The sequence below is a fragment of the Vibrio rhizosphaerae genome, assembly GCF_024347095.1.
GTDB classification, from domain to species: Bacteria; Pseudomonadota; Gammaproteobacteria; order Enterobacterales; family Vibrionaceae; genus Vibrio; species Vibrio rhizosphaerae.
Genome location: NZ_AP024903.1, coordinates 2,800,097 through 2,817,515, shown reverse-complemented (window position 1 = coordinate 2,817,515; position 17,419 = coordinate 2,800,097). Strand labels below are relative to the sequence as shown.

Here is a 17,419-nt window from a genome sequence, read left to right as displayed (position 1 = left end):
ATATGATGGTTTAACAAACATTCAGCAAACTGAGCTAACAAACTTTGTGTTAACGCACGGGAATCGCCTTGCCCTGAAGTTCGTCTATCCGGGCACTCTTTTTCAATGCAAAACCGACGATGAAAATGACGGCTGCGCAGGCTAGGAACATCAGCCGTCCCCATAGGGGGTTCGGGATGAGTACCATCAGGGTCAGACCACAAGCCATATAGGTCACTAAGGTGCCGAGTTTAGCGCGTTGCATCCGGTCAAATTGATCCTGATCTTTATCGGTGACCACACATTCTCTCTCTACATCGGCAAAGAACTTTTCAGTTTCAACTTTATAGGTATCTTGAGACTCTTTGTAAAAGAGTGTGGTCAGACAGAAGAATCCAGCGGTCAGGAACAGATGCGCGGCAATGGTAATCATGGTCCGCATTTCGCTGGTTTCTCTGCCGGTCAGGGTGTCAATACCAAACCAGCCAGCAACGAATTGTGGGGTGAAGACTTTCACCACTAACAGTGAGACCAACATGCCGAATACAACGGTTGCCCATGGTGCCCATTTCGGTGTTTTACGGATTAAGATACCCAAAAACAGTGGCACAAGAATCGGGGATTGCAGTAAGGTCGCAACCTGCATCATTAAGTCAAATAAGCTCAAGCTCTTCAACGAGTTAAAGAATTGAGCCATCAAGATGACCAAAATCCCATTGACCAGACAGGCCAGTTGGCCGACGCGCAGCAGTTCTTTGTCATTGGCCTGACCACGACGGACAATATTGGAGTAGAAACTACGCACGAAGATCCCTGAGTTGCGGTTCAATGCCGAGTCCATTGATGACATTGTGGCTGCGAAAAGACCGGCCATCAGCAATCCGACGGTACCTAACGGCATTGTTTCACGGGCAAAAACTAAATACACAGCGTCTCTGGCTTTCGCGCCGAGCTCCGGATACGCTTTGGCTGCGTCAGGGTACAGAATCGCGGATGCCCAAGGCGGAATGAACCAAATCACAGCACCGACCATCATCATGATTAACGCCATTAAGGCCGCTTTACTTGCATTCCGTGAATCTTTGGCATTCAGGAAACGATATGATTCCTGCATGTTGTTGATACTTTGTAACTGTTTGACAATGAAGAAAATAAAGGTACAAACCAACAACAGTGGATAATTCATATCTGGACCGGAAACAAACCCGCCGGGGAATTCACGGATAATTTCTCCCGGACCACCGACGAAGTATAGAGCAACCACGGCACAGGCGACTGAAACTACAGCAACCACCAGCGTTTGGATAAAGTCTGATGCGACGACACCCCATGCGCCACTCAGCAGTGAAATGATGAGTACTGCCGCGCCTGTAACATAAATCGTGGTAATGATATCGGCATTGAAGACTGCTGATGCGAAAACACCCAGTCCATTCAGCCAAACACCGGCATTAATGACACTCAGTGGAATAATCACCCAAGTAAAAAATTGCTCGTTCCCATTACCGAAACGGCGTCTGATGCCTTCGGTTGGTGTATCAACACGCATTTGGCGGAAACGGCGGGCAAAATAGAAGTGGGCAAAAACATAAGCCACCATATTACCGATAAAAACAGCAAGTACCGCGAACCCATCGTTAAATGCTTTCCCGGCCGCGCCGGTAAATGTCCAGGCAGAAAATTGGGTCATGAATGCGGTTGCACCAACCATCCACCACAGCATCTTACCGCCACCTCGGAAGTAATCACTGGTACTGGCGCTCGCCATTTTTTTAAATATGAGACTGATTGCGATCATCAGCACGAAGTAACCTGCAATCACAAGATAGTCATATTGCATTGCTTATCCCTTTATGAGTATTTGAATGATGCTATTTTTATCCAAAAAAATAAAAAGGTGTGTGATTAATATCAAAACGATGGTTCATTTTTAATTTTTTATAATTAAGTGTGAGCTGTGTCGAGATTCAGAGCGAGCCACTGATCCGAATTGGATCCGTCGGTTTGCCCGAGGGAAGCAGAGATAGATCACCGGATAGATAAAGTGCTGACTCACAAGTGGTGATTGAATGAGTGTAGGACACCTTGGCGGACAGGGAATGAGAATCTATATAAATCAGCTGGTTATATTGATTTATTTGCGAGGGATGTCAGGTTTCTGGGTGAAACCTGACAAGTCACATCAAAGTAGGAAAGAGGTTGATCAGGGGTGTTGATTCAACCAGGTTTGAATATGTTGTACCGCGGTTTGCCCGGGGATTTTTGCCTGTGATGAAATTTTGGCAGCTTGTTTCAGTTTTGATAATGCCTCTGTAGCAGGGTGCAATCCCTGATCATCGGTAGACTGGCCGTTGACAATCAGTGTGTTGTCCCGACGAGTTTCTGCATTCACAACATCATCATATTGACTGTTTGAATAAAAGCGATAAGAGCGATTACCTGTGAATGTGCCCTGTTTCTGTGTCGCCGTGTAAGGACTTTTTCTAATCAGGAAATTGAAACGTTTGTTATCAATGGCAACGTTGTTTTCGAGGGTCAAACGCCCCGGATTGAAGTTATCGGTGAAGCCGTCCATATTATTTTGATAAGCAAGGTTATTTTTAATGATATGTGCGACGGGGAGTCCTTCTCCGCCAAGCTTGAATCCGTTCCCCCGGCTGCCGCCTCTGGCTTTGACCTGAAGCGTCTGACCATTTTTATAAGAGATCGAGTCGATAATGGTTACAACACCATTGGGGCCATCTTCCACTTTATTGAATAAATCCCAGCCGTCATCGATGTTGTGGTGAGAGATACAGCGGATAAAGGTATTGCCATCTCCGATACGCATTTTCGCAGCAAAACCGTCGGCATTGATCTGGGATGGATCCATATTGTTATAGCTTTGACTGTTCTGGACAAGGTTATGACTGGCCCAGAATGCGCGGGGAGATTTTGCCGGTGACGTAATTTGAAAACCCGTATCTGAAGCATCATGGGTAATAATGCGATCAAATGTATTGTGACTGCCATGGACAATATAACGAGCGCCTGCGACTTCCAGATGAGATACATGCCAGTAGTTTGCCTGATGGGTAATGTCACCGGTGAAACGAACATGATCCCCGCCGGCCTGCAAGGTTTTGACCTGACCATCGCGGCCACTGGCGGTGATTGGAATGAGTAGCGCGCCATATTCACCATCTTCTAGTGTGATGGTACCACCCGGAGGAAGGAGTTGAATCGCTTTTTCGAGGGTGAGTCGGCCATGATCTCCGTTAGGATTAACGCGTAAATGCATCGGATCTTTGAGTGCAACTTTGGTCACGGTTTGCTGATATTGTCTGACAGAACGGTCGGCACCTTCGGTCGGGGTAAAGCGGAGCGAAAAGTGCGTTGTCGGCGTTGCTAAATGCGTTTCAGCGCTGAAGAGTTGCCCGGCGACTACTTTTTGGTTGTTCACCAGTAATTTATCGTCCTGATAGAGCGTAAATGATCCGGTGCTGCTGGCCCGCGACTGAAATTGATAATTCGCGGTGGTAGATTGTTTGGGAGAGGCTGCCTGTAATACCAATGGTGCTGGTTGGGGGTGATAGGCTGGCACATTGGTCAGTGTCCCCGGCTGAACCGTCAGGTGAGCATTGCTGATGGTGACTTTGGCATTCCGTGAGGCAAAAAAACCAACATACTGATACTTTGGATCCTGCATGGCGATGATATTGGTATTCGCCCCTTTGATGTCATGGCTCTCTTTAACGTCGCCATAGTGATAAGTCACGCGATAGCCCGTATCGCTGCGGCTGAGTGACATCTGATAAGTGATGTTGTTGCCGTAGGGGACGCCTTTGATAAATTCATCCCGGACGATATGGTTTCCTTTGGTTCCCCAAGGCTGATAAACGCCTTCCCGGTACGTGGCATTGAGATTGACCAGCCCGTTATTTTTCTTTTTATTCGCACGCAGGGCATGCATGACCATATTGGATGCCGCCGGGAATTCTTCCGCACCGGGAGGTTGTGGATCTAAACGCGGAGAGCCGAGAATGTCACGGACCATGATGCCGGCACCTTCCTGACGATTGGGGCTGGAACCCGTTTCCGGACCAAGCTGATTGAGCGTCATGTCGGCTGATAAAGTGAAATTCGCATTGGCGGGAAGTCTGGTGTAATAGAACGTCATCCCTTCGTGTGAATTGGCCAGCTTGCCCCCACGACTTTCAATCGTAAAAGTGTTGAGCAATGGGCCCGGTTGTACAGGTTGACCATTGATGGTGACAGCATTGAGTCCGATTTTTTCCGGTAAAATTGTCGATGCGAAATTCAGGTCGGTTGACTGACCGAAGGTAATTGCCTGCCAGGTTAAATCCTGAGGCGCGGGGAGGGCGCTATATTGTGAGCAGGCAGATAAAGACAAAATCGACGTCATCAGTAGTGTCGTTCTGTGCAGTTTCATCATGGTGAACCTCATATTGAAAAAGAGAAGGCTGAGCTCGAAGCCGTGTGAGATCTCCACATGTCTTCATATGACAGCCTGAGACTGTGTTAGCGCTATTTATTCCAGCGCTATTTGTTCAAGAGCGACGTTGTACTTATCGCTATACTGTTCCTGAGTTTATGTTCCCGATCTATGGTTTTGCGGCAGTTCAGTTTGTGTCACGCTTGCGAAGAGCGACTTTTTAGAGGGGGCAGATATCGATGAAATACGGCGGGTCCCGATGATTGGGGGGCCGCATCCCCAGTGCAGTGCGGATTCGATATCTGCCAGAATGATCAATAATTAAAATCAGTCACTTAGAAGTTGTATTTCAAACCGACCCGATAGCGGGGAACGTATTGATCTTTACCTGCTGTACTTTTGGTGGTTTCCTGAGATGTCAGCCCGAATTCGACAAATGGACGCCAGCCGCTGTCCCAACCTTGGTATTCCGCGAAAAAGTTAACCAAATTCAGGTAATTGTTATCGCCGTTATAACCACTGGAAACCGACTGCTCGAACTTGCCTTCAAAATCAACCCCGACTTGGTATTGATCGAATTTATAGGCTGTGACGAAGTTGATTTGACTGTAATGTGAATTCGGTGAATCGTTGGACGGCACTTTCATTCCGTAGCGATAACGGAGGGATGCGTTCCAGCTGTCACTGATTTTATAAACGCCTTTCAGATCAAATTTATGCACGATGGCACTTGAAGATGAGTCAAGCGCATAGGCCGGTTGAATTTTAAAGTCTTGATTGATGGTGTAGTTGTAGCCGATTTTGGTTTCGTGACCAGCACTCTTCATTTCACCGAAATTGACCGTGTCTTTTTCGTAACCCCATTTCACTTCTTCGCTGATACCAATGCCATTCTCAAACACATGTGAAATTGCCAATCGATCACGATGGCGTGCGGCTTTTTCACCTTCCTCAGGAATGAATTCATGGCGGACGTTCAGTGAAGTCGCATGAGCTGCGCTTGCAGTTAAACCGAGGAGTAGAGCAGAGATAATTAGTTTATTATTCATATTGAAACACCGTTTTGTTATTTGTATTCTCATGGTTCAATTTATATCCACTTTCAATGTCTTTGAACTGGTTGGTATAAATAACGTGATCTGTGAAGCGGTGTTTTAATATAAATGTATCAATAAACGTGATCTCTTTAGTGTTTGTGGGATTTTCTTGATGGTCTGGTGGCCATGAAAAGACGGAATGGCATGGTTTTTAATGTTGATGATTTTATATGATTGATAATATTTATTTTTTAAGCATGTTTCTTCTGGGGCTCGATGCGTGTCATTGACCGTGCTCTGAAGGATTGCTGAGATTTTACGGTGTTCTCTCCATAATTTGAATTCATATTAGGTTTGTTTTGATATCCAATGTGCCGCATATGTTTGCTTGAAATGAATAAATTGAACGGTGTTTTTATTAAAAATATAAAAATGAAACCGTATTTCACATTTTTTGTTTATTAATTTACGAAATGGTATTCAAGATCACAAATATGAGCTTGAGTACTGGCAGTTCAGATAGGATTCAGTTTAATAGAAATTATGAATCCGAATGAGAAGTTCACCTGAATTGACCATTCGGCCACTGTTGATTTTTTTTCAGAGGACGAGATCAATATGTATGAAAGTCGTAAGTTGGGACTTGCTTACTTGTCGCCTTATATTATCGGGCTATTAGTTTTTACTGCATTTCCCTTTGTATCGTCATTTCTGATGAGTTTTACCGATTACGATCTGATGAGGTCACCCGAGTACGTCGGTGTTAAAAATTATCGGTATATGCTGACGGAAGATGATTTGTTCTGGAAGTCAATGAGTGTCACATTCTTATATGTGTTCCTGACCATTCCAGTGAAGTTGGCGTTTGCCTTATTCATTGCTTTTATCCTGAACTTTAAGTTACGGGGAATTCGCTTTTTCAGAACAGCATATTATATCCCTTCAATCCTTGGCAGTAGTATTGCGATTGCAGTGTTATGGCGAGCATTGTTTGCCATCGACGGGGTATTAAACGGCATGTTGGCTCTGGTTGGTATCGATGCGGTCAACTGGCTTGGTGAGCCATCTTTTGCGCTGTTTTCTATCACGCTGCTGCGGGCGTGGCAGTTTGGTTCGGCCATGGTGATCTTTCTGGCTGCTTTGCAGAATGTTCCTCAGTCTCAGTATGAAGCCGCATTGATTGATGGTGCCAGCAAATGGCAGATGTTTATCAAAGTTACGGTGCCACTCATTACCCCGGTCATTTTCTTCAACTTTATTATGCAAACCACGCAGGCTTTTCAGGAATTTACTGCACCTTACGTTATTACCGGTGGCGGGCCGATGAAGTCAACTTATCTGATCTCGCTCTACATCTACGAAACCGCATTTAAGTTTTTTGATATGGGTTACGGGAGTGCACTGGCATGGGCATTGTTTATCGTCGTGGCCATATTTACATCGATCACATTCCGTTCTTCGAAGTACTGGGTGTTCTATTCAGGTGATAAGGGAGGTAAATAACGATGGCTTCAGTCATAAGTGTTTCTGCCGAGCAGAACAAAAGTAATCATAGCTATGTGGAGAACAATCGCACCATTCGCCGTGAAAAAATCAATGCTGCGATTCGTTATACCATTCTGATCATTGTCGGTGTGATGATGCTTTATCCGTTGCTGTGGATGTTTTCTGCCGCAATGAAACCGAACCATGAAATCTTTTCGTCGATGAACCTGATTCCGAGTGAATGGAGTCTGGACGGATTCATCAATGGGTGGAAAACCGGGACGGAATACACATTCGGACATTATATCCTGAACACCTTTGCTTATGTACTGCCGAAGGTTTTTGTCACCGTGGTTTCATCAACAATAGTCGCTTATGGCTTTGCCCGGTTTGATATTCCATGGAAAAAGTTTTGGTTTGCTACGCTCATTGCGACGATTTTGCTGCCTCAGTCGGTGCTGTTGATCCCGCAGTATTTGATGTTTCGTGAAATGGGGCTGCTCGATACCTATTTGCCGCTTTATCTACCTTTCGCATTTGCCACGCAGGGATTCTTTGTCTTCATGTTGATTCAGTTTCTGCGTGGGGTTCCGACGGATATGGAAGAAGCTGCAATGATTGATGGATGTAATTCTTTTCAGGTGCTCTGGCATGTTGTCGTGCCCGTTATTCGGCCTGCGATTATCTCTGTGGCGCTGTTCCAGTTTATGTGGTCGGTAAACGACTTTCTTGGTCCGCTTATCTACATTTCCAGCGTTGAAAAGTATCCCATCGCATTGGCACTGAAAATGTCTATCGATGTTACGGAAGGTGCAAGATGGAACGAAATTCTGGCAATGGCTTCAATCGCCATCATTCCTTCAATTCTGGTGTTCTTCATGTCACAGAAATATTTTGTCGAAGGTGTCACCAGCAGCGGTATTAAAGGTTAAATTTTGAGGAGTAATCACAATGGCTGAAGTGAAGTTTAACAAATTAGAAAAGGTTTACTCGAATGGTTTTAAAGCTGTCCATGGTGTTGATTTAACCATTCATGACGGTGAGTTTATGGTTATCGTCGGTCCTTCTGGCTGTGCGAAATCGACGACCCTGAGAATGCTTGCCGGATTGGAAAATGTAACCGGTGGCGAAATCGTCATCGGTGGACAAGTTGTCAATAATCTGGCCCCGAAAGATCGGGGAATCGCGATGGTGTTTCAGAATTATGCGTTGTATCCCCATATGACTGTCCGGGAAAATTTGGGCTTTGGGCTAAAACTGCAAAAACTGCCCAAGCAGGAAATTGACCAGCGCGTCGAAGAAGCAGCCCATATTCTTGAAATCGAAGAACTACTCGACCGGTTACCCAGACAACTGTCTGGTGGTCAGGCGCAACGTGTTGCCGTCGGACGGGCGATTGTGAAAAAACCCGATGTATTTTTGTTTGATGAACCGTTATCAAACCTTGATGCCAAACTGCGGGCATCCATGCGTGTTCGAATTACCGACCTGCATCGCCATCTGAAGCGTGAAAATCACCCGGCAACAGCGGTTTATGTTACCCACGATCAAACTGAAGCGATGACGATGGGGGACCGAATCTGTGTGATGAAGCAGGGCGAGATCATGCAGGTCGATACTCCGGATGAACTGTACAACAACCCTGTCAATATGTTCGTTGCTGGATTTATCGGTGCGCCGGAAATGAACATGTGTGATGTCACGCTGGTTGAGCAGGGAGATGACATGGCTGCCCTGTTAGACGATCAAGTTTTACAAATTCCTCCGCATAAGGCGGCCAGAATCCGCAGTCATGGATATCAGAAAACTGTGTTGGGGATTCGTCCTGACAGTATCACGCTTGCGCTGACGGAGCCGGGTATCGATCAACAAACCATCACCGGAGATGTGATTCGGATGGAAAATATGGGGCATGAAGTGTATGTCCATTTCCGTGCCGGACAGCATGAATTTATCGCCAGAATCCCGATTGATGATGTGCGCGATAAGCTCAACATGGAATTAAGAACCGGGGTGACATTTATGGTGGATATGAATAAAGCACACATCTTCGACAAGGAGACGGAAAAGAATATCTCTATACAACAATAAATAAACTGGAGAATAACAATCACTTATTTGGAGACTAATCCATGAATAAAAAGGTACTGACTACACTGATTTCTGCTGTTATTGCAACCGCTTCTGTGGCGGTTCAGGCTCAAACAGAACTACGCATGTCATGGTGGGGGGGGAATAACCGCCATCAGGCTACGTTACAGGCATTGGAAAAATTTCAGGAAAAATATCCTGATATTAAAGTCAAAGGTGAATACACCGGCTGGGACGGGCATTTATCTCGTCTGACGACACAAATTGCGGGCAATACTGAACCGGATGTGATGCAGACGAACTGGAACTGGATGCCGCTCTTTTCCCGCGACGGGAATGGGTTTTATGATATGAATGCTCAGGCTGAAACGCTGCATTTGTTTAATTTCCCCGGTGCGCTCGGCCTGACGACCATTGATGGCAAACTGAATGGGTTGCCGGTCAGCATGACTTCCCGTGTATTCTTTTATAATCGCAATATGTGGATGAAAGCTGGCGTTGGTTATCCTCACTCATGGGACGAATTGATGAAAGTCGGACAGGCTTTCAAAGAAAAGCTTGGGGATGACTACTATCCGTTGGTCATTGAAGCGCGTGATGTTTTTGCCATGAACCGTTCTTATTTTATTCAGAAATATGGCAAAGATATCATTAATCACGACACCAACCTGATCAACTTCAACCAAGAAGAGATGACACAGTTCTTCCAGCTTTATGTCGATCAGGTTAAAAGTCATCTGTTCCCGTCAACCAAAGAGTTTGCGTCTTACGGAAAAGGGAACATGTACGAAATGCGTCCGTGGATCGATGGTCGTTTTGGCGGGTTGTATATGTGGGATACCGCGATTGGTAAATATGCAGCGAACTTAGCGCCACCGATGACTCTGGAACTTGGCCCCTATCCGATGCTTGACGGGGCAACGGACTCAGGGTTGTTAGCAAGACCTTCGATGATGTTTTCTATCGGGCGGAATACCAAACATCCGAAAGAAGCTGCTTTGTTGGTTGATTTCTTGCTCAATGATCCGGCCGGGGTAAAAGCGATGGGCTTGGCTCGTGGTATGCCCATCAGTCTGGCAGGATTTAAAACCTTACAGGATGATGGTCAGATTGATGACAAAAGCTTGCCTTATCAAGGCTATCGTTTAGCTCAGCAGTTGCCGAAGCATATTATCCCGACACCCTATACCGATAATGCACAGTTGCTGGAGTTATTTGAAGAGTCAATGCAGCAGTTGGATTATGGTCAGACCGATGTTGAAGGTGCAGCGAAAGGTTTTCTGCGGCGTGGCAACCGGGTATTAAAACGGATTGCTGATTAGCAACATGGTTCTGTTCGCCGGATGAGTGGCGTTTTTATACTGTATTTCCATTCGATAAAAGCCCCGGTCACGGGGCTATATCTATTTTAAATTGGAGGATTTGCATGTCTGCATTGCGACATTCGCGTCTGGCGCTTGTGACTCGGTTTTATCAGCAAGCGCTGACATTGGCACATGCTGATGCTTCGCCACTGCTGGCGGATGGCATTTGTGTCACCTCCGGTGAGCCGGTTTGTTGGACCTACCCCGATGGCCGGCGTGTGGCGATGAGTAACTTTGCCAGTCAGCAAAATCTGATGCGTGGGCTGACAGCAATCAGTATCGTCACCGGAGATAAGACTTTTCTACAACAGGCACAAGAGACGACAGCCCATTTTCTGGATCACCATGTTGATCCGCACAGTGGATTATTTCACTGGGGTGGCCATCGGTTTGTTGATCTGCATTCCGGTCATCCGGAAGGACCGGAGAGTAAAGCACAGGTACATGAGCTGAAACATCATTTTCCTTATTATGACCTGCTACATCAAATTCGCCCTGAGGTGACGACGAATTATCTGAAAGGATTCTGGGCTGCCCATGTCACCGACTGGCAAAAACTGGATCTCACTCGACACGGTGAGTATGGTCAGCCGTTTCCCGAGAATATTTTTCAACAGCACACGCCTGAGCCGGTCGTTGATCCCCGCCAATGGCCGCAATTGCCGGAGACGGTCGGTTTAACGTTTGTTAATGCCTCAACCGATCTGATCTATGCCGCGGTACATTACTACCGCTATAGCGGTGATGAGGATGCTTTAAACTGGGCCAAGCACTTATATCATCAGTTTGTTTTAGCTCGTCATCCTGCGACCGGGATGCCGGTTTACCAGTTTTCTTCTCCACAGCAGCGAGAACCGGTCCCGGATAATGATCGTTTAACTTATTCTTGGTTTGGCGATCGGGCTGCCCGCCAGTTTGGTCTTGAGTTTGGCGAGATTGCCCGTGAGGCCAATGTCCTGTTTCGTGATTGTTGGCCGCTCATTATGGATAACCCGCTGGCGATGATGGCTTGTGCCGAGCAAGTCGGTGATCGGCAGTGGCTTGAATGGGTGAGTGACGGATTGAAAGCTTATTTTCGTTATGCATGGGATGAACCGGATAACCTCATGATTCCTATGTGGAATAGCGGATTAGATATGACTGGCTATACCTTCGTCCGGGATGGCTACTACGGCGATAAAGGGACAACCTTAACGCGTCAGCCTGCCGACCCGGCTTATTTGTTGCCGTTAATGAAAGCCGCATTTTTGACGGAGGATCCTGAATTATACCAACTGGTGAGCCGTATGTTTGCGCGCTTTAATTTAGGAGAACTTGATCCGGCGACACTTGCTCCGGTTCATCTTGCTCAAACAACGACGTGCGCATCGGCATATTTGATTTTTGCCCTGTTAGAGCTGAATCAATACCATCCCACTGCTGATGTGTTGCATTTGGCCGATGCGGTGGCTGAGAATCTGTTGGCACACCATTACCATGCCGAGAGTGGATTGTTTATTGCGCACTCTCAACAGGAGAATGCACGGCTCGATGACCCGATTCCCTATGCCTTAGTTGCGATTGAAGCGGCATATCAACAGTGCTATGCACAGCTCCCGCCATTATTCTCGACCGGTGGCTATTTACACGGGGAACAACGTATTCACGGAGACATCAAAATTGTTTACGACCGCGATGTCATTTATGACCAGCCTTATCCTGAGATGGCTATGGTAACAGGACCCAATGTGTGAATCCCAAATGTGTCAATCAAATCAGATCCGCACTCGCTTATCCCGGCCTGCGGAGGGTGATACGTCATCGGTATTGGGTGTTATTTCAACGGGATATTTGGCCATTTACCTGGCCGATTTTTATTGAACTGACTTGTGTGGTCATGATGGGCATCATCAGTACGATTCTGGTGAGCCGACTCGGGGCACAAGAGACGGCTGCCGTGGGGATTACGGATAGTATCACTTGGGTCGTCATTTCACTGCTGTCTGCGATTGCCTTGGGGGGATCGGTGGTGATCGCACAAGCTTTTGGCCGCTTGGATCGACAAAAAGCCGAGGATTGTGCCAGTCAGGTGATGTCATTAAGTGTCCTGATGAGCCTGTGCGCTTTAGTGCTGATCTATTGTCTGGTTACACCGGTTATCTCAGTCGTTGCTTATGGGGCAACCGAACAGGTCATGAATTTGAGTGAGCTCTATCTGCAGCTTATCGTTTTCAGCTACCCGGCCTTAGCTATCACACTCGCTGGTAGTGGGGTGCTGCGAGCCGTCGGAAATTCTCGTCTGCCGGCGCTCAGTAATATTCTGATGAATCTACTCAATGTTGCGTTCAGTTACCCGTTGATTTATGGGACTGATGCGTTTTTTCCCGGGAGCTGGAGTGGTTTGGGCGTGGTTGGTTCAGGTATCGGCATCATTGCTGCCCGATGGATGGGGGCGCTCCTTATCTTGGTTTGTCTGGTGAAAAATTCAGTGCTTCGGGTGCGGCTTCAGCAGTACTTCCGCCCTTTTCAGCGAGAAACACTGGTGGAGATTCTGGCGATCGGCATTCCATCCAGTGTTGAGTCGCTGATGTTTAATCTGGGCAAACTGATCACGCAGATCATGGTTGCCGGTATGGGGACGGTTGCGATGGCGGGGAATGTTGTGACCTTTTCGGTATTGCTACTGTTAAATATCCCCGGTAATACATTAGCGATGACATCGACAGTATTAATTGGCAAACGTCTGGGGCAGCATAAACCGAATGTTGCATCTCAGGAAATGAAGTTAATTTTCTGGCTTGCCACCGGGCTGTTGACGTTGTTTGCGTGTCTGATTGTGCCAATGGCTGAAACAATTGCCCGTTTTTATATTGCTGACGATCAAGTGGTCGGTGTGGTCACCCATTTGCTGTTGATCAATGCACTCATGACACCAGTTTGGGGCGCTTCTTTTGTTTTACCGGCAGCATTTAAAGGGGCGAGAGATGCAACATTCTGTATGTGGGTTGCGATTGCCAGCATGTGGGGCGGACGGATGATACTGGGATATTTTCTCGGGATTACGCTGGGAATGAATATCTATGGTGTCTGGCTGGGGATGTATGCCGACTGGTGGATCCGTGGCAGTATTTATTTTTATCGGATGGTGACCCAAGGGTGGCTAAGTGTTTATCGGCGACATTCACCCAGAGTAAACTAGCAAAAAAGCACCTGAGTCAGTAACACAGGTGCTTTTTTTGAAAGAGAGATATGGCTGTGCGATCAGCCGATGATTGTGGCAACTTCTTTGACCAGCGCGGCCAGTTCATCCCATTTTTCATCATTGATGAGTTGATTCGGAACCATCCATGTCCCACCGCAAGCCAGCACACTTTTGATATCCAGATAGGTTTTAATATTCTGAGGACTAATACCGCCGGTAGGCATAAATTGGACAGGATAAACGGCTGAGAGTGCTTTGAGCATGGCAGTACCGCCCGATGGTTCAGCCGGGAAGAACTTGAGTGTTTTCAGTCCCATTTCCATAGCCTGTTCAACCAGACTTGGGTTATTGACTCCCGGGATAATGGCGATTTGTCTCTGCTGGCAATATTTTACCGTGGTTGGGTTCAAGCCCGGGCTAACAATAAAGTCTACGCCTGCCGTGATCGCTGCATCTACCTGAGCGGTTGTTAGCACTGTTCCGGCCCCGATTAGCATGTCTGGATAAGCTTCACGCATATTGGCGATGGCTTGTGCCGCTTGTGCTGTGCGAAAGGTTACTTCAGCACAAGGAAGTCCGTTTTCGATCAGAACCTGAGCCAGTTTGACGGCTTTTTGTGCATCTTCCAGCGCAATGACCGGGATAACCCGGATGGTGGCTAACTGCTGTTCGAGTGTTTTCATTTTTTTTCCCTTATTTTCAAATGCTTGGTGTTATATCCATACAGCTTCATCTGTCCCTACACGGACTGACTGTCAATCTTCGGCATGTGCTGTTGAGGAATAATCGCGCCACGATGTTGAATCACCAATCCTGCCAGCTGATGCGCTGACCGGGCAGATGCTTCACAGGATTTGCCTAACAGGCGGGCGGCGAGATATCCGGCACTGAAAGAATCACCGGCTGCCGTTGTGTCCACGATCTGTTTAACCGGCTCAGGGGAGACCGACCATTGAGATGAATCGCAAGCGACGATACAAGCCTCTCCGCCCTGTTTAATCACAATCTCTTTCACTCCGAGCCCTTGCGTCCGCGCAAGTGTCTGACTGATTTGAGTATCTCCCCAAAGCGCCGTTTCATCATCAAATGTCAGGAACGCATAATCGGTAATCGCTAATACTTGGGTGTACCAATGTTGGGCTTCCGTTGCATTTTCCCATAACGTTGGGCGGTAATTATTATCAAACGCAATGGCTATTCCATCTTGATGACAGAGGCGCAGTGATTCAAGTAAAATTTCGCGGCAGTCTGAAGGCAGAATTGCCAGACTAATACCACTTAAGTAAATTAAACCATGTTGTGCTAAACGTGCTGCAAGCTCGGTTGGCGTTTGCTGTCGTAACCAATACTTAGCCGCAGAGTCATTACGCCAGTAGAAAAAGCTACGCTCACCATCGTCTGCGGTTTCTATCGCATAAATGCCCGGTAATTTGTCAGGGGAGATGTCAACCATCCGGGTATCAATGCCTTCCTGTTGCCAGGCGTTGAGCATATCTTGACTGAATGGGTCTTTTCCCAAGCCTGTCACATAAGCGGTGGTAATCCCTTGCGAATGCGTTAATCTCGACAGATAGATCGCGGTGTTGAGTGTATCCCCGCCAAACCCTTGTTCGACCCGATGATTGGTTCGCCGCAATTCAACCATACATTCACCAATAATGGCGACCTGAGTTATTGGCAACATAAGAAGCTCCTGAGAATAACAACCGAATAAAAGGCTATCTTATTTTTTATTGATTTAAAAATAAAATAAGGTTTCATTTTTATGTGATTAAGATCTTTGATTATTGATTCTTCGCACGAGACATCAAAACTCACACGTCATCGTTTCTGGGTGTCAGGTACAGAAAAAGTCAGCCTATGACAGGCTGACAAGCAACTGATTCTTAATCTTTGGTAGGTAGAACAAATCAGTGAAACTATTTCAGCAAGTCACGCACATACGCGGCAATGTCTGGCTTTTTACAATTGTCGAAGAAACATTCTTGGAAACGTGGTCCTGATACAGCTGTTTTGACCAGTTCTTGATCAATGGCTTTTAATGTATCGAGATAGTTATCTTTAACAACCGCAGATTTGACCTGATTCAGGATTCCGGCATTTTGCTTTTGTGGTGCTGCGCGCTCCAGTGGGTAACCCTGTCCACGTTCGCCAGTGGTGAATGCTTTTTCAAAAATATAGCGGATATTGAGTTCTGCTCCCCAGCCATAGCCTTTGGCAAAGGCGAGTGAAAGTGCATTACCGTTGTTGATCTGATTGAACAGAAATGCATCCGATGGTTCCAGACAGTATCCACAGACAACACCCGGATGAATGTTGAGAGACATCATTGCTCCCTGACCCGTACCACATCCGGCCACAACGAAATCTACGGCTTCTGAATTGAGCAGCAGACTGGCCATGATGCCAAGATGAATGTAAGTCAGGTGGTGATCGTTTTCATCACTCATCCCCACGTTGTAGACTGAGTCACCTTGTGGTGTCACGACTTGAGTCAACTCATTCAGGACCACAGCGTTTTTAGCCGCTTGACTGTTTTCCATCATTAACGCGATTTTCATGTTTATGCTCCTGCGGTTGAATACCGCAATATAGATTTATGATTTGAGGAAATCTTGCCGCATCGGTGTAAAGTTATCGAGTAACACGCCGGGCTCGAGACAGACACACCCGTGCATGACATTCGGCTCTTTATAAAGCACGTCTCCAGCTTTGACGATTTTTGTTTCATCGCCAATCGTAAATTCAAATTCACCGGATAATACATAAGTCAGTTGTTCGTGGGGGTGGTTATGCATCGGACCAACAGCGCCTTTTTCAAAATGAACTTCAACGCTCATGATATTATCGCTGTAGGCGAGTATTTTCCGTGACACACCACTCCCAAGATCTTCCAGCGCGACATCTTGGTTATAAACGAACATTTTTTCCCCTCTTTAACTGGATTGAAGGTTCATCAATCGGAAATCATTGCAGATTCCCGATTCTGTCTATGGCTCCAAATTAACGCGCGAGCCAGCCGCCATCAACAGCAATGGTATAGCCATTGATATAGTCTGACGCAGACGATGCCAGGAATACACAAGGGCCAGCTAAGTCTTCAGGTAGTCCCCAACGTGCCGCTGGAATTCGTTCAACGATTTCTTGGTTACGAGATTCATCAGCCCGGAGAGCTGCTGTATTATTGGTTGCCATATAGCCGGGGGCAATGGCGTTGACATTAATCTGATGCTGTGCCCATTCATTCGCCATTAAGCGTGTAATGCCCATTACACCACTTTTGGATGCTGTGTATGAAGGAACCCGAATACCGCCTTGGAAAGAAAGCATAGAAGCGATATTAATGATTTTGCCGCCAGTACCCTGTGCAATAAATTGTTTAGCAACCGCCTGAGACATAAAGAAAACGGATTTCACATTGATGTCCATGACATCATCCCAGTCTTTTTCTGAAAATTCGATCGCGTCATTGCGGCGAATAATGCCAGCATTGTTGATCAGAATATCAATGTGACCAAGTTCAGTAACCGCACGATCAATAATATTGGGGATATCGTCCAGCTTCATCAGGTTGGCTTGAATGGCAACAAACTTGCGGCCGAGCGCTTCAACCTTTTCAATGGTTTCAGTCGGGTGAGCAATATTGACTCCGACAATATCACAGCCAGCACCTGCTAAACCTAATGCCATTCCTTGACCTAATCCGGTGTCACATCCAGTGACGATTGCAACCTTTCCTTGCAGGTTGAATGAATCGAGAATCATATTCTGCTTCCTCCAGTGGTAACATGCAGCGCGAATGAATCATGGTCGTTCACGTTTTGTATGAATCACACTACACAAAAAA

At 46.6% G+C, this 17,419-nt stretch carries 14 protein-coding genes; 6 read left to right on the top strand and 8 right to left on the bottom strand.

The window, feature by feature from the left end:
• Nucleotides 1-49: 49 nt before the first annotated feature.
• The 3 genes from OCV37_RS12250 to OCV37_RS12240 form a co-directional block, all read right to left on the bottom strand.
• A complete protein-coding gene (locus OCV37_RS12250; RefSeq protein WP_038183096.1) occupies nt 50-1,819 on the bottom strand; it encodes a sodium:solute symporter family protein in 1,770 nt (589 codons plus the stop codon).
• Nucleotides 1,820-2,182: 363 nt separating this feature from the next.
• The gene (locus OCV37_RS12245) at nt 2,183-4,411 is read right to left on the bottom strand and encodes a right-handed parallel beta-helix repeat-containing protein (protein WP_038183847.1); all 2,229 of its coding nucleotides are present in this window, start codon (nt 4,409-4,411) and stop codon (nt 2,183-2,185) included.
• 338 nt (nt 4,412-4,749) lie between these two features.
• The gene (locus OCV37_RS12240) at nt 4,750-5,463 is read right to left on the bottom strand and encodes an oligogalacturonate-specific porin KdgM family protein (RefSeq protein WP_038183098.1); all 714 of its coding nucleotides are present in this window, start codon (nt 5,461-5,463) and stop codon (nt 4,750-4,752) included.
• A 606-nt stretch (nt 5,464-6,069) separates the two neighbouring features.
• On the opposite strand from OCV37_RS12240, the gene OCV37_RS12235 reads away from it, so the two are divergent.
• The 6 genes from OCV37_RS12235 to OCV37_RS12210 all read left to right on the top strand — a co-directional run bounded on the left by OCV37_RS12235 (nt 6,070) and on the right by OCV37_RS12210 (nt 13,569).
• On the top strand, nt 6,070-6,954 hold the full coding sequence (locus OCV37_RS12235) for a carbohydrate ABC transporter permease (RefSeq protein ID WP_038183100.1): 885 nt from the start codon (nt 6,070-6,072) through the stop codon (nt 6,952-6,954).
• Nucleotides 6,955-6,956: 2 nt separating this feature from the next.
• Nucleotides 6,957-7,868: a carbohydrate ABC transporter permease gene (locus tag OCV37_RS12230; protein WP_038183101.1), complete on the top strand. Its 912-nt coding sequence runs from the start codon at nt 6,957-6,959 to the stop codon at nt 7,866-7,868.
• A gap of 19 nt (nt 7,869-7,887) precedes the next feature.
• Complete coding sequence (locus tag OCV37_RS12225) at nt 7,888-9,027, top strand: ABC transporter ATP-binding protein (RefSeq protein WP_038183102.1); 1,140 nt, start codon at nt 7,888-7,890, stop codon at nt 9,025-9,027.
• A 41-nt stretch (nt 9,028-9,068) separates the two neighbouring features.
• On the top strand, nt 9,069-10,349 hold the full coding sequence (locus OCV37_RS12220; RefSeq protein WP_038183103.1) for an ABC transporter substrate-binding protein: 1,281 nt from the start codon (nt 9,069-9,071) through the stop codon (nt 10,347-10,349).
• A gap of 104 nt (nt 10,350-10,453) precedes the next feature.
• Nucleotides 10,454-12,124 carry a pectate lyase gene (locus tag OCV37_RS12215; RefSeq protein WP_051680684.1) on the top strand — a complete coding sequence of 557 codons (1,671 nt, stop codon included), beginning with the start codon at nt 10,454-10,456 and terminating at the stop codon, nt 12,122-12,124.
• A complete protein-coding gene (locus OCV37_RS12210; protein ID WP_245609138.1) occupies nt 12,121-13,569 on the top strand; it encodes an EmmdR/YeeO family multidrug/toxin efflux MATE transporter in 1,449 nt (482 codons plus the stop codon). The genes OCV37_RS12215 and OCV37_RS12210 overlap by 4 nt, the downstream gene beginning before the upstream one ends.
• Nucleotides 13,570-13,631: 62 nt before the next feature.
• On the opposite strand, the gene OCV37_RS12205 is transcribed toward OCV37_RS12210, so the two are convergent.
• From OCV37_RS12205 to kduD, 5 genes are all read right to left on the bottom strand, one after another.
• Complete coding sequence (locus tag OCV37_RS12205) at nt 13,632-14,255, bottom strand: bifunctional 4-hydroxy-2-oxoglutarate aldolase/2-dehydro-3-deoxy-phosphogluconate aldolase (protein WP_038183104.1); 624 nt, start codon at nt 14,253-14,255, stop codon at nt 13,632-13,634.
• 56 nt (nt 14,256-14,311) lie between these two features.
• Complete coding sequence (locus OCV37_RS12200; RefSeq protein WP_157635041.1) at nt 14,312-15,256, bottom strand: 2-dehydro-3-deoxygluconokinase; 945 nt, start codon at nt 15,254-15,256, stop codon at nt 14,312-14,314.
• 235 nt (nt 15,257-15,491) lie between these two features.
• Nucleotides 15,492-16,133, bottom strand: coding sequence for an RpiB/LacA/LacB family sugar-phosphate isomerase (locus tag OCV37_RS12195; RefSeq protein ID WP_038183105.1), 642 nt, complete (start codon nt 16,131-16,133; stop codon nt 15,492-15,494).
• Nucleotides 16,134-16,169: 36 nt separating this feature from the next.
• Nucleotides 16,170-16,496, bottom strand: coding sequence for a cupin domain-containing protein (locus OCV37_RS12190; protein ID WP_038183106.1), 327 nt, complete (start codon nt 16,494-16,496; stop codon nt 16,170-16,172).
• Nucleotides 16,497-16,575: 79 nt separating this feature from the next.
• Nucleotides 16,576-17,337 (bottom strand): 2-dehydro-3-deoxy-D-gluconate 5-dehydrogenase KduD, encoded by a 762-nt coding sequence (gene kduD, locus OCV37_RS12185; protein ID WP_038183108.1) that lies wholly within the window; start codon nt 17,335-17,337, stop codon nt 16,576-16,578.
• Nucleotides 17,338-17,419 lie beyond the last annotated feature (82 nt).

Excerpts from the sequence above, each read along its gene's own strand:
- OCV37_RS12195 (WP_038183105.1), bottom strand. The coding sequence starts at position 16,133 with ATGAAAATCGCGTTAATGATGGAAAACAGTCAAGCGGCTAAAAACGCT.
- OCV37_RS12205 (WP_038183104.1), bottom strand. The coding sequence starts at position 14,255 with ATGAAAACACTCGAACAGCAGTTAGCCACCATCCGGGTTATCCCGGTC.
- kduD (WP_038183108.1), bottom strand. The coding sequence starts at position 17,337 with ATGATTCTCGATTCATTCAACCTGCAAGGAAAGGTTGCAATCGTCACT.
- OCV37_RS12200 (WP_157635041.1), bottom strand. The coding sequence starts at position 15,256 with ATGTTGCCAATAACTCAGGTCGCCATTATTGGTGAATGTATGGTTGAA.
- OCV37_RS12190 (WP_038183106.1), bottom strand. The coding sequence starts at position 16,496 with ATGTTCGTTTATAACCAAGATGTCGCGCTGGAAGATCTTGGGAGTGGT.
- OCV37_RS12235 (WP_038183100.1), top strand. The coding sequence starts at position 6,070 with ATGTATGAAAGTCGTAAGTTGGGACTTGCTTACTTGTCGCCTTATATT.
- OCV37_RS12220 (WP_038183103.1), top strand. The coding sequence starts at position 9,069 with ATGAATAAAAAGGTACTGACTACACTGATTTCTGCTGTTATTGCAACC.
- OCV37_RS12240 (WP_038183098.1), bottom strand. The coding sequence starts at position 5,463 with ATGAATAATAAACTAATTATCTCTGCTCTACTCCTCGGTTTAACTGCA.
- OCV37_RS12245 (WP_038183847.1), bottom strand. The coding sequence starts at position 4,411 with ATGAAACTGCACAGAACGACACTACTGATGACGTCGATTTTGTCTTTA.
- OCV37_RS12215 (WP_051680684.1), top strand. The coding sequence starts at position 10,454 with ATGTCTGCATTGCGACATTCGCGTCTGGCGCTTGTGACTCGGTTTTAT.
- OCV37_RS12250 (WP_038183096.1), bottom strand. The coding sequence starts at position 1,819 with ATGCAATATGACTATCTTGTGATTGCAGGTTACTTCGTGCTGATGATC.
- OCV37_RS12230 (WP_038183101.1), top strand. The coding sequence starts at position 6,957 with ATGGCTTCAGTCATAAGTGTTTCTGCCGAGCAGAACAAAAGTAATCAT.
- OCV37_RS12225 (WP_038183102.1), top strand. The coding sequence starts at position 7,888 with ATGGCTGAAGTGAAGTTTAACAAATTAGAAAAGGTTTACTCGAATGGT.